The organism is Sporomusa acidovorans (assembly GCF_900101845.1).
Lineage (GTDB): Bacteria > Bacillota > Negativicutes > Sporomusales > Sporomusaceae > Sporomusa > Sporomusa acidovorans.
This window is the reverse complement of record NZ_FNAM01000006.1, coordinates 19,601-32,393: the sequence shown is the minus strand read 5'-3', so window position 1 is coordinate 32,393 and position 12,793 is coordinate 19,601. Positions and strand designations below refer to the sequence as shown.

Below are 12,793 nucleotides of genomic sequence, written 5' to 3'. Positions count from 1 at the left end.
CAGCTAAGGAGGGCATGAAGTTATGAGAAAAATTTTATTAGGATTATTATTGGTGGCTTTAGTCGGCATTTTGCCTGTTTCTGCTCATGATCCTGTTGATGTTGGGACGTATAATACGATTATTTCGGTTGAGGGTTATTCCAATATTGTTGCCAAAGTGAAAGTTCAGGACCATGAGGGGCATCCCTATAATATAAAAACTTATAAGATAGCCCGGCACCAAAAAACGATTACTCTGGTGGAAAATAATTTATATGATGCAGCCGGAAAGTTGCAAATGACGGATAATACTCGCTGGGTATGGACGTATAGTCAAAAGAAAATAAGTGAACAGTATCTGCATGACTGTATTTATGAAGCCGCTATTAAATGGGCAGATGAAGAGAAAAAGAAGAAGTAATTTAGAAAGTAAAAAACACCAAACAGTCAGTTTGGTGTAAAATGGGGATTTTCTAAAAAATCAACAATATCTTTGGCGGCAGGCGGGCAGCCTTTCACAAATTGGCGGCATTTACTTGTACATTGGCCAATACCCAGGCCGTTCCGTGCTTTTCCCCGAAAGCCCTGGCCGATATATATTGGCTGTTTGACTGCCGGCAGTGTCTTGTTCTCCGACATACGCTGCAAGGCATGAATTAAACTGCCGTAACAAGCAGAGCAAGCTGCCTGCGCGGTTACTCTTCCTGCTGCCAGCTGCCTGGCCCGGTTGGATGGCCGAAACGTGTGATTATTTTTAGCTTCCACATGATGTTCATAGATTTTGGCCTGAGAAAGATCGCCGGAGCCTACACCTATGTTTTCGGCAATAGCAATATAATCAATTTCTTCTTTCGCGTAGCCTAGCAGCGACGCGGCGTAAGTATCCATTAACACAGGATCCATAGCGAGAAAAATGCGGTCCATTTGTACGGGGCTGCCGCCTTCTTCGAAAGTAAGGTCGCCGCACATTCCGTCGACAACAATGAGATCCGGGGCAAGGGCTTTATTTATATAGGCAATCGGCTTATGTAAGCCCAAGCTATGGAAACGCCGTTTTTCACTGTCAGGGATGCAGCCCTTCATATTTTTTAGGGCACAGGTGATTAAGGTTTGGCAATGCGCTTTTAACACAGGCATACTGATAAGAAAATCGACTGAAAGTGCCTGATTGCATATTTTTAGCTCCAAGTCGCCCACTGTTTTTTTGCTAAACTGATCATCTTTTAGATCAACTAAATGAACGTTATATTTTTTGGCAATCGCAGCGTAGCCGCACACTTTGTAGGCTTGTTTGGTGCTATCGCCTACCCAGGAACCTTCCATAATCGTAATGTTTTCTATCCCATTATCCTGAAGGTATTGAATTACGCCTTCGACGGCCTGGGGGGAAGTGGTAGCGCCAGAATCGGCCGGTTTGGCTACTACAAGATTAGGCTTAATGCCAATATGCATACCTGGCCTGAGTTTAGCCGCTATGTGAGCTTGGGTAAGGACGTCATAGACCATGTTACGGGGGTTAGTACCATAAATAATATGAATTTCATTTTTTTCCACAGTATGATTGCTCCTGTTGACACGAGTATAGTAATTAAGCTTAATAATGGATAGTATTTGCTTATTACTATACCATAAATAGAGCCAAGCGAACAGATAGAATCCGGGCATAGTAAAGCGGCGGCATGACTGTTTTTTGTCCAATTCTTTGACAAGCAGGCGAATAGTTGTTATGATAATAATATTATACAATAATGCCAACAGGCTTCGTAGACGTTAGTTTACGGGCCTTATTGCTTTTAAAGAATAGGTGACAGTATGCAAAAACAACCACTTTGGACTCAGGAATTCCTGGGAATGAGCTTCAGCAGTTTTTTTCAGTATATGACGCACTATGCCCTTATTGCCGTTCTGCCGGTCTTTGTTTTCGACAACTTGCAGGGTAATGCCTGGCAAGCAGGCTTGGCGATGACCTTTTTTCAGATCGGCGCTGTCCTTTGCCGTCCCCTTGCCGGCAGGTGGATCGACCAATTTAATAAAAGGAAAATGCTGTTAGTGTCGTCAGGATTATTTTTATTGGTTAGTGTCATGTATTTAGCGGTACGAGACCTGAAATTTTTATTAGCGATACGTTTACTCCACGGGGCTGTATTTGCAACCGGCACCACAACAGTAGCGGCGATAGCGGCGCTTGTGCTTCCGCAGCAACGTAAAGGAGAAGGTATTGGGTATTTTGCCGTATTTTCTAATTTAGCGATGGTAGTGGGGCCTTTTTTTGGATTAATTATCATTGGTCACTATTCATTTAACGCAGTTTTTGCAGGCTGTGTTATTCTGGCAATATTATCATTCTGGTGCGGGACTAAGAACAAATTGTCAGCTGAAATTAGCAAGGTAGCAGAAACAAAAAAAGAACCTCCCGCGGGCAATAGTTTCGTAGAACCCCAGGCTATACCGATGGCCTTAATGGGGGGGCTTGTATTTTTTGCCTATGCGGGGGTGCTGGTATTTAGTCCTTTATATGCCAAACAACTTGGCTTCGCAGAATACACCAGTGCCTTTTTTGCTGTGTTTGCGTTAGCGATTGTGGTGACCCGGCCAATTGTGGGGAGGGTATTTGACCAAATTGGCGCAAGTGCTGTCATTTACCCGGGTTTTGGCTTGTTTCTGTTTGGCTTATTTAGCTTAAGCCATATTCAGGGACTGCCGGGCTTTTTAACAGCGGGGATTATTGTCGGCATGGGTTTTGGGGCGCTCAGTCCCGCTTTTCAAACGCTCGCTATCCAGAATTCGCCCGGACAGCGGGCAGGGGTAGCTACGGCCACTTATTTTTTAGCTTTGGATATTAGTGTGGGGCTTGGCTCTTTTTTGCTTAGTGTAGTGGCTGCCCACGCCGGCTACCGTGGCATGTATATGTTTGCTGCTGCGGTTCTCTGTGTTGCCACTGGGCTTTACTATGTTATATGCCGGCAGAAAACCGTGCTGGCCGAATAAATTGGCTTGAAAAGGATCATGGTAAGGACAGCCGTTCCCGGCTGTAAGCTGTTGGCCAGCTATCGGTAGGTAGTAATTCGAGAATCTTTATCTACCTGGAAGGTATGACCTTGCTGGTCGCTTTGCATCAATGCCGTTCTGGCAGTGCCTGTTGACGCCGATTCCGGTGTTCCGTTTAAATTAATAATCGCGTCAGCTTTATGATCCAGACTGGCATCTGATGAACTTTTGTTATTCTGGGCTGAGTTTTCTTGGGCATTGTCAAAGGATTGTGTAAGGTTGCTTTGCGTAAGCGATGCTTCCATACCGTCGGTATCAAAAACCTTATCCGAATTTTCCACATTTGGATGACCGGTATTTTTATTCACCATAAAAACATCTCCTGGATTATTAGTTTATATCAATGAACTTCATTGATATATTGTTTAACTAAAAAAGACCGGCTGATGCCGACTTAAAAATGCTGCGTTGAATTTTTAGGCGGTTCGATGGTGTGGTTTTCTTTTTTTTCCGGTGGTGCGTCAGGGTTTTCCTGAACGCCAACATTACCGGTAATAAATTTAGCTTCTGCGCGGGGTAACGTTTTACCATACTTTTCACCATAGCTGCCGGAACTTTTCACAAAATCACCTCCTAAAGCTAGTATGACCACACCGGGCGATTAAAACACTACATTTTACTTTGGCTTTTTTTGTCCGGAACAGAGAATATGAATAGCAAACCGGTTCGCTTACAGAGGTTTTACCCACCGGGAATATTGGCGGCAGTGAAGATTATACTTGCTTATGGAGCGCACTGCGGTGGACAAGCCGCCGTCTAAAAGCATGGTTACTAAAAGACCTTTATTTTGACTAGCCGTATTCTGATTGGCAATAGGGTCCGGATGACAGGTCGCGCGCCGAAATCGTGGCAGGGGAATGCAACGCGTATGTCGAACTGCAGCGTACTCTGAATTGGTAAGTAATATTCAGGCAGGTGTTTTTAGTGGGAATTGAGTTCTATAAGTTCATTGGTGCTAAAAAAGAATTTTCAATGGAACATAGATTGCTTAACATTGCCCTGATTTTTGGATTTATTATCGCTCTATGGAGTGCTGTTACCAATTATTTTCTTGGTCTGGACTGCTTTCTGGTGCTAACTTGTGTCATCAGTGCGGTTGTAATGGCAGGTCTTTACTATTTGTCTGTTGTGAGGCAACAATACGCCATGACAACATGGCTTTTGATTGGTGCGGTCTTTCTCATTATTCCGGCATCCTGGATTTTTAATGGTGGGATTTCGGGGAGCATTCCTTTCTATATCATACTGTTTTCTACGGTGGGAGCAACCGTATTTTGGGGATTGCGCAGATTGCTGCTAATAGCGTATTTTATTGTAATAGCCAGTACTCTTATATTTCTTGAGTTTAACAACCCCGGCCTTATTACCGGCTATTCCGGCATCGCCGAGAGATATATTGACATCTTTGTCGGGCTGATAACTACCATTATGGCTAATACCATCATCATCGTCCTTATTCTGAAACATTACAATCAAGAACATGAAAAAGCCAAATGTTATCTGGCTGAAAGCCGGCAGGCACAGGAAAATCTGGTGTACTTTAGTTATCATGACGCTTTGACAGGGGTTTATAACCGGGCTTATTTCGAGCGGGAAGTCACTTGTATTGAACAGAAGGAAGAAGGCATCGGCATATTTGTGGTAGATATTGACCGGTTAAAATTCATAAATGACACATTGGGCCATGAACAGGGAGATGCGACGCTGATTCATGCCACCAGAGTTCTGCAGGCATCGTTTGGCGAAAATAGCATAATTGCCAGAATTGGCGGCGATGAATTTGCCGTAATCGTGCGCGGAGTTGCCAGAAATGATATGGAGGTCATCTACCGGCGTATTCGTAAAAATATCCGCGTGGAGAACGAAAAAACGGCGGAAGTAATCATCCCCTTGGAAATGTCGGTTGGTTACGCGTATTCCTTAGATGCCAACAGGCCGCAACGTGATCTTCTGCGGGAAGCTGACAATAAAATGTACCGGGAAAAACTTTATCGCCAGTCTGCCACAGAAGGATCGATTATCCAGACTCTTAAAAAGATGTTGCTGGCGCGCGATTACGATACCGGTATTCATGGTGAACGGCTGCATAATATGATAGCTAATTTTGCACGTAAAGCAGGCATACCCGGATCGGCGATTGCCGATATTCAGTTATTTGCCGAGTTTCATGATGTTGGAAAAGTTGGCATTCCCGATCACATACTGCATAAGCCCGGACCGTTGACCCGGGAAGAACGGGAACAGATACAAAGACACTGTGAAATCGGTTACCGGATTGCGCAGACATCGACTGATCTTTTGCCGATTGCGGATTGGATTTTAAAACATCATGAATGGTGGGACGGCAGGGGCTATCCGCTGGGAATTAAGGGTGAAGCAATACCTTTGGAATGCCGTATTGTGGCTATCGCCGACGCCTATGATGCCATGATCAGTGACCGTCCTTACCGGCAGGCAGTGGGCCATGCGGAGGCAATCGAAGAATTGAAAAGGTATGCCGGTACTCAATTTGATCCTGCGCTGGTCCATATTTTTACTACAATTAAGTGGAATAGTCATTAATCTAGAGACCGCGTCCAAAAGGTGCAATGGAAATCCTTTTGGACGCGGTTCTCTAGATTGTGGTGGTTATTGTCCCTGCGTCAGGGTATCAAGATAGGTGAACTTGCCATTGCGGATAACGTTTAAGTAAATTGGCCGCACCACATCGCCGTATTGATTAAAAGAGAAGTTGTTGGTTAAGCCTTTAAAATCCCGGATTTCCAGCAGGGCTTGCCTTAATCCCTTGGTTTTGCCGCCCGTCTTGTGCAGGGCGGCAGCTAATACCATGGTGGCTTCATAGCCGTAGGCCGCACCAAAACTGGGAAAGCGTCCAAAACGGTCCTGATAGCGCTGCTTGAAATCCAGGTAGTCGGGGTCTTGACTGGTCAGGGTATAAGCTTGCTCGATTTCCATTCCTTCCACAGCCTGACCGCCATGATAGATAAGGGTCTCTGTTTGCGCCCAGGCTGCGGCAAACAGGGGTATTTTCCAGCCCATTAGCCGGGCGTGTTGGGCAATCATCGCTGTGTCGATATCAGCCGCAATGATTAACAGGGCGTCGGCATTTTTTTCGTGCAATTTTACGAGCAGCGGGTTAAAGTCTGGTTTAACTGTTGATGAAAAAGCGGCTTCACCCGCGATAGTACCACCCAACTGCTGATACTTATCAGTAAAGGCGGTACGATAGGTTTCCGTATAAGCGGCATTATTCATGTCATATAGAATAGCTATTTTCGTCAATTGGCGATTGTAAATGTGTTGGGCAAATCCTTGCATGCCATCAAGAAAAGAGGGATGTACTCTGAAAAAATACTCGGATTTGCCGGTAAAAATGGGACTGGAGATGGACGGTCCCAGCATTATGATGTGGGCCGGACCGGTTATTGTAAGACCAGTCAGGGTTTGGGCACTTGTACTATGTCCGATAATGGCAGCTACTCCGGCAGTGATTAATTTTTCATCAGCGGCTAAAGCACCCTCGCGCGTACCAAGATCATCACAGATGACCAGTTCAACAGGCCGTACGGCTATGCCGCCGGTTTCATTAATTTTTTCTACCGCCAGTTGGGCTCCATTGCGGATTTGTACTCCCAGTTCGGCATGGGTACCTGATAAGGTAGCCACAAGTCCCAGACGGACAGGTTCTTTTTTTATATAGCCTGCCAAATAAAAAACCCATGTACCAAGTAGTAAAAGTACAAAGCCAATTCGCAGCCATGACAATACGGTTTGGTGGCTGAACTTGATCGCTATCCCCTCCTTTTGCGCTATTTTGTTGTACTATTCGATTTTTCACAGATAATTCCTTTGCGAGGAGGCCTTATATTGTCATAAAAGCAGGATTTTTCTGGATTAAAAGGAATATAAATGAAGGTGCATTTAATTGCTTATGCATTGAGGGATGTTCAGTGAAAAAGAAAGAATTGCCCACCCTTAACCATATGTTATTGAAGCTTGTCAGAAGGAGACTATTTTTTCCGCTCCTAATCGCGTGGATTGTTGCAATTGGTGGGGTGGGTTATTTTTTAATGCAAACTCTTATTTATCAGCAACAGCAAGTAGTGAAGGCTATGGCAAGAATGGTTGACCGGCATTTGGAACAAGGTACCCAAATACTGGATGCCGTAGCCCGGGTAGCCGAGCCTGCCGGGCCGCTGGGAGTGAGTAGTTTATTGAAGAGTTCCTGGGAAGCATACAAGCATTTTGATACCATTTACTATTTAGATGAAAAACACAAGGTTGTGCTGATGGTACCTTCCGACCCCATGTATATAGATTTAGATATGTCCAGTTTACCGGAATTTCAGGAAACCAGTCTGAATGGAGTTGTAATTTCCCGACCGTTTATTTCGCTGCGCACCGGGAACCCAACCGTCTACCTCATCAGGCATCTTTCCCGGAACAGGTGCGTTGTTGGCGAATTGAGCCTTGGAGCGATTCAACAGGAAATAGCGGGTGAAAAGGGGACCTATGGCGAGGCTTCTTTTTTTGTCCTGGATCAATCAGGAACACTACTGGCTCACCCTGACACAGAATTAGTTAAGCAGCAAACTAACATGGGGTATCTGGAAATATTTCGCCGTGGTCTGGAACGGGACACAACACTGGTTTATGACGATATGGGAACTAAGTTTATGAGCAGTGCCACCAGGGTAAAACGGGTCGGCTGGGCGATTATTGATCAAATTTCGTTAGCTGCCCTGCTGAGACCGTATATGATTACTTTTTTTCTGACTATTCTGGTAACTCTTGGTATATGGCTGACTCTGGTCTGGAATTTGCGCAAGCAACTGCGGCGGCATGTCGTTGTTCCGTTGGTTCAGTTGAGTCAAAGCACACATGATTTGGCAATCGGTGACTATAACAGGGCTAAGAGCGTCACGGCTATGACGAACGCTTTTGCGGAAGTGGACAAGCTGGCCAATGACTTTCAGCGCATGAGCGGCGCATTGCAGGCGCGGCAAGCTGCTTTGCAGGAAAGTGAAGAACGCTACCGGAGTTTGTTTGAGCGTGTGCCCACAGGACTCTTTCGTGTTGGTATAGACGGGGAAATACTGGATGCCAATCTGACCTGTACCCGAATGCTGCGCTTTCCTGACCAGAAAACGCTGTTGAGAGCCAACTCCCGTTCTTTTTATTTGTCACCCGAACAATGGCAGTCTGCCGCAGCGCAGGTGGGGCAGGAGTATTTTGAGATCCAGTTGCGGTGCTATGACGGTACGGTCCTTTGGGTGAGAGTGAGTTGCCGGCCGGTTTTGAATGGCGATGCCCAGATTTTGTTTTATGATGGCAGTATGCAGGATATTACGAAACGCAAACAAACGGAAGAAGCTCTTAATAAGGCTTACGACGAACTGGAACTGCGAGTAGAGGAGCGCACCGCAGCCTTGGCTGAAACCAATCAGGCCTTGCAGCGGGAGATTGCAGAACGAAAGCATATAGAAGAGACTTTGCGGGCGGAACGCAGTCTCTTTATAGGGGGGCCTACCATTGTCCTGCTATGGAAGAATGTCGGGGACTGGCCTGTTGAATACATATCTCCCAATGTCGTTCAGATTCTAGGATATTCGACAGCTAGCTTTCTTTCAGGAAAAATTAGTTATAAATCAATCATTCATTCCGACGATCTTGAACAGACCGAGACGGAAATTTTAATGCATGTTAAAAAGAAAGACACCTGTTTCGAACAGGAATATCGCCTCATTACCGCCAAAGGCGAACCCCGCTGGTTTCTGGATTTTACAGTTATAAAGCGCAATGAAGCAGGCACGGTGACGCATTATCATGGCTATTTGAACGATATTACGGAACGTAAAGTTATTGAAAGCAAAATGGCACATTTGGACCGCCTGAACGCAATTGGGGAGGTAGCAGCCGGCATCGCCCATGAAGTACGGAATCCCATGACGACAGTACGGGGGTATCTGCAGTTTTTTCAGAAAAAGGAAGCATTTTCCCGGTATTATGACCATTTCAATACAATGATTGAGGAACTTGACCGGGCAAACTCGATCATTACGGAATTTCTATCGCTTGCCAAAAATAAATCAATGGAAAAGCAACAGGGTAATTTAAACGATGTAGTACAAATTCTGTTCCCCATATTGCAGGCAGAAGCATTTCGTAAGGGACATCAGCTTGAGATAAAGTTAGGTGAAATACCGAATAGTGTGTTTGATGAGAAGGAAATACGGCAGCTAGTTTTAAACATGGTAGGAAATGGTTTGGATGCAATGGAGCGAAATGGGGTATTGACTATCGGAACTTATTTTGCCAAAGATACGATAATGTTGACGATTAGCGATACTGGTTCGGGTATACCCGCAGAAGTTCTGGGCAAACTTGGTACTCCCTTTGTGACGACAAAGGAGTGTGGCACCGGTTTAGGTTTGTCAATCTGTTATCAAATTGCCGCGAGACATGGAGCCGGTATCGAGGCTAAAACAAGCTCAAAGGGAACGACGTTCATCATAAGCTTTCCTTGCTGATAGCTGCAAGCAAGGTTATATACTGCCTTGACGGCAACATGTTGGTATTAATCGCACATAAAAAACTGTCGACAAATTTTTTGTCGGCAGTTTTCTTATTTCGATCTCTGTTAGACGGGATAACTAAGCGGGCGGCATTCCGAATTGCTGTTTTGCCTGTAACGACCTAGAAATCACTTTCGGAAAGCAAGGCTTGTTGTCAACGTGCTATAATAGGGGGGACAGCTTGCTGACTACCATAACTACCTCCGGTAAATTAGTGTTGGAAAGGAAGAAGTGAGGGAATCTATGTTCATAGTGGAAAATCTGAGATATAAGAGAATACTGGAGATTGTCTCTTTGACAATTAGTAGACCTATAAGTTGTATTATGGGTCCGTCAGGCAGCGGCAAAACCACTTTGCTGAGGATGCTGAACCGTCTGAATGCGCCGGATGAGGGGCGGATTTTATATAATGGGCAGGATATTGCCTTAATGGATACGATAAAATTACGTCGTAATGTTGTTATGCTGGGACAAATGCCGGTGATTTACAGTGGGACCGTTGCCGACAATCTGCAAATTGGTTTGCAGTTTTCGCAAAGACCGCCGGCGAGTGATGAAGACCTGAGAAAAAGTCTGGCATGGGTGGAATTGGATAAAGAGTTAGCCGATAGTTGCCATAATTTTTCCGGCGGCGAAAAACAACGCTTATGCCTTGCACGCATTATGCTTATGGATGCTGACACGTATCTTTTGGATGAGCCCTCCGCCGCCTTGGATAAAAATACAGAACGTTTTATTATTGAACATTTAACAGAATTTGTCTTACGTAAAAATAAGCAAATGGTCATGGTTACTCATTCCGAGCAAATTGCCCAAAGCTTTCCGCAGACGATTATTCGCATGGAAGGCGGGCGGGTTACGGAGGCTTACCATGAATAATTCTATTATGGATTTGTCCATTATACAACTTTTAATTGCTTATATCTTTATTCTTGTTATCCTGGTGATATTTAAAACAAGGGGAATTAAACGCGAAAGGCAAATCATAATTGCTGCTGTGCGCATGACGCTGCAACTTACGATCATGGGCTATGTTCTGATGTTTGTGTTTGAGAATGCCAGTTGGTGGTTCACATTCATCATGATTGCCATCATGGTTGCTTTTGCGATTTATAACGTAGTCAAGCGTGTAAAGATTACCATGTCGACAGAACTGCAAAGAATGATTGCGGTATCAATGGTGTGTGGCTCCCTGGCCACGGCCGCTTTTTTTATTATCGTTGTATTGCAAGTGCAGCCATGGTTTAATCCTCAGTATGTTATCCCCATTTCCGGCATGATTGTGGGTAATTGTATGACAGGTGTTGCGTTGGGAGCTAATAAATTGTGTAGCGCTATAGAGGAAAAACGGGTCGTGATTGAAAGCTCGCTTATGCTTGGGGCAGCACCGGCTCAGGCGGTAAGAGAAATTCTTAATGATGCTTTTGACAGCGCTCTTCTGCCGACGATGAATAATATGCTCACTATGGGAATCGTATCCATTCCGGGGATGATGACCGGTCAGATTCTTTCAGGAACTTTCCCGCTTACAGCTATTAAGTATCAGATTGGGATTATGCTGGCAATCTTAGGTGGCACGGCATTAACGACGATTTTGTTTGTTATGCTGGGATACAAGACATTTTTTACGAAGGATAACCGGCTAAAAGCCTAACACCCTGCAAGGAAAGCTGTAGTTGGATACGCTATAGATTATCTTTGTGTTTATTATTAGTATAAATTTTGCAGGAGTTTTCGGATTGCACACATAATAGTGAGATAGTATTGGGCAAACCAGGGAAAGAATAAAATGGCAAAACTGTTTAACACTACTTGTATGTGAAAAGGGGGAAAGGTATGAATACTCGTAATCCGGATCAGCACATCCAGCGCGGCCTTAAAAATCGCCATATCCAAATGATTGCGCTGGGAGGCGCCATTGGTACAGGCTTGTTTTATGGGTCTGCCAGTGTGGTAAAAATGGCCGGGCCGGCCATTACACTGTCTTATTTAATTGGTGGTATTGTCATCTTCTTTATTATGCGGGCACTGGGAGAGATGGCTGTTGCTCATCCGGTATCAGGCTCGTTTAGCCAGTATGCGTATCAGTACTGGGGAGATCTTCCGGGATTTATTGCCGGCTGGAATTACTGGTTTAACTATGTGGTAGTTGGTATGGCGGAACTATCGGTAATTGGTACTTATATTAATTATTGGCTTCCGGATATTCCTACTTGGGTTTCGGCACTGGTCTGCCTGATTGTTGTTACTTTAATTAATGTGATTAATGTAAAAGCCTACGGCGAATTTGAATTTTGGTTTGCTATTATCAAGGTGCTGGCCATTATCGGCATGATTCTATTTGGAATTGCTATGATTGTGTTTGGTGTCGGCAATGGGGGTCAGCCTGTTGGCATCAGCAATTTATGGACACATGGCGGCTTTTTTCCCGTCGGTTTGCATGGGGTGGTCCTGTCACTGGTTTTGGTTATGTTTTCTTTTGGTGGTGTGGAACTTGTAGGGATTACCGCCGGCGAAGCCGAAGAGCCCAATAAATCCATTCCGCAAGCGATTAACCAGGTGGTTTGGCGAATTTTACTTTTTTATGTTGGGGCGATGACGGTTATTCTGTCGATATTCCCCTGGGATGAAATCGGGACCGCAGGCAGTCCGTTTGTACAGATATTTTCGTATGTGGGTATTCCGGCTGCCGCCAACTTGCTGAATTTTGTAGTTCTTACGGCCGCTTTGTCAGCATACAACAGCGCCTTATATAGCAACGGCAGAATGTTGTACGGTTTGGCTAAACAGGGAAATGCGCCTAAATTTTTAGGTAAGCTGAATGGAGCGGGTGCGCCTGTCAATGCAGTCCTGGTTTCAACGGTTATTACCCTGCTTACGGTGTTAATCAGTTACCTCGATCCGGAAAAGGTTTTTCTGTATTTTATGGCCCTGGCAACGATTTCTATTGTGATCAACTGGGCAACTATTTTAATTGTGCAGCTTAAGTTTCGGCAGTATCAGGAGCGGGTAAAGGAGCCGGTATTGTTCAAAATGCCGTTATACCCGCTTGCATCTTACCTGAGTTTGGCCTTTTTAGTCTTAGTTGTCATTATCATGGCATTTATGCCTGATATGCGCTACTCGTTGTATGTTGCGCCGGTATGGCTGTTGATTTTATATATTGGCTATAAGATAAAGCATTAGTGGTG

11 protein-coding genes are annotated in these 12,793 nt (G+C 44.8%); 7 read left to right on the top strand and 4 right to left on the bottom strand.

Features of this window, described 5'->3' with window-relative positions; all coding sequences use genetic code 11:
- Positions 1-22 precede the first annotated feature (22 nt).
- A complete protein-coding gene (locus BLR65_RS06340; RefSeq protein WP_093793354.1) occupies positions 23-400 on the top strand; it encodes a hypothetical protein in 378 nt (125 codons plus the stop codon).
- Positions 401-426: 26 nt separating this feature from the next.
- Here the strand turns inward: BLR65_RS06340 and BLR65_RS06335 are convergent, their stop codons facing one another.
- Entirely contained in the window at positions 427-1,533 is a 1,107-nt protein-coding gene (locus tag BLR65_RS06335; protein ID WP_093793353.1) for a DUF362 domain-containing protein, read from the bottom strand.
- Between the two features lie 258 nt (positions 1,534-1,791).
- On the opposite strand from BLR65_RS06335, the gene BLR65_RS06330 reads away from it, so the two are divergent.
- The gene (locus tag BLR65_RS06330) at positions 1,792-2,967 is read left to right on the top strand and encodes an MFS transporter (protein WP_093793352.1); all 1,176 of its coding nucleotides are present in this window, start codon (positions 1,792-1,794) and stop codon (positions 2,965-2,967) included.
- A gap of 59 nt (positions 2,968-3,026) precedes the next feature.
- Here BLR65_RS06330 and BLR65_RS06325 read toward each other — a convergent pair whose 3' ends face one another.
- Both BLR65_RS06325 and BLR65_RS29550 read right to left on the bottom strand, forming a co-directional pair.
- A complete protein-coding gene (locus BLR65_RS06325) occupies positions 3,027-3,338 on the bottom strand; it encodes a hypothetical protein (RefSeq protein WP_093793351.1) in 312 nt (103 codons plus the stop codon).
- 83 nt (positions 3,339-3,421) lie between these two features.
- Positions 3,422-3,589, bottom strand: a complete 168-nt coding sequence (locus BLR65_RS29550) for a hypothetical protein (protein ID WP_169717083.1) — start codon at positions 3,587-3,589, stop codon at positions 3,422-3,424.
- A 362-nt stretch (positions 3,590-3,951) separates the two neighbouring features.
- Here BLR65_RS29550 and BLR65_RS06320 point away from each other — a divergent pair, with 362 nt between their 5' ends.
- The gene (locus BLR65_RS06320; protein ID WP_093793350.1) at positions 3,952-5,589 is read left to right on the top strand and encodes a bifunctional diguanylate cyclase/phosphohydrolase; all 1,638 of its coding nucleotides are present in this window, start codon (positions 3,952-3,954) and stop codon (positions 5,587-5,589) included.
- A gap of 66 nt (positions 5,590-5,655) precedes the next feature.
- Here BLR65_RS06320 and BLR65_RS06315 read toward each other — a convergent pair whose 3' ends face one another.
- The gene (locus BLR65_RS06315) at positions 5,656-6,792 is read right to left on the bottom strand and encodes an ABC transporter substrate-binding protein (protein ID WP_176772703.1); all 1,137 of its coding nucleotides are present in this window, start codon (positions 6,790-6,792) and stop codon (positions 5,656-5,658) included.
- Between the two features lie 305 nt (positions 6,793-7,097).
- Between BLR65_RS06315 and BLR65_RS06310 the strand changes: the two genes are divergently transcribed.
- The 4 genes from BLR65_RS06310 (at position 7,098) to BLR65_RS06295 (ending at position 12,788) form a co-directional block, all read left to right on the top strand.
- Entirely contained in the window at positions 7,098-9,557 is a 2,460-nt protein-coding gene (locus tag BLR65_RS06310; RefSeq protein ID WP_169717085.1) for a PAS domain S-box protein, read from the top strand.
- A 339-nt stretch (positions 9,558-9,896) separates the two neighbouring features.
- A complete protein-coding gene (locus BLR65_RS06305; protein WP_211285288.1) occupies positions 9,897-10,481 on the top strand; it encodes an ABC transporter ATP-binding protein in 585 nt (194 codons plus the stop codon).
- Complete coding sequence (locus tag BLR65_RS06300; RefSeq protein ID WP_093793346.1) at positions 10,474-11,256, top strand: ABC transporter permease; 783 nt, start codon at positions 10,474-10,476, stop codon at positions 11,254-11,256. Before BLR65_RS06305 ends, BLR65_RS06300 begins: the two co-directional genes overlap by 8 nt.
- Positions 11,257-11,438: 182 nt before the next feature.
- Complete coding sequence (locus BLR65_RS06295) at positions 11,439-12,788, top strand: amino acid permease (RefSeq protein ID WP_093793345.1); 1,350 nt, start codon at positions 11,439-11,441, stop codon at positions 12,786-12,788.
- Positions 12,789-12,793: the final 5 nt, after the last annotated feature.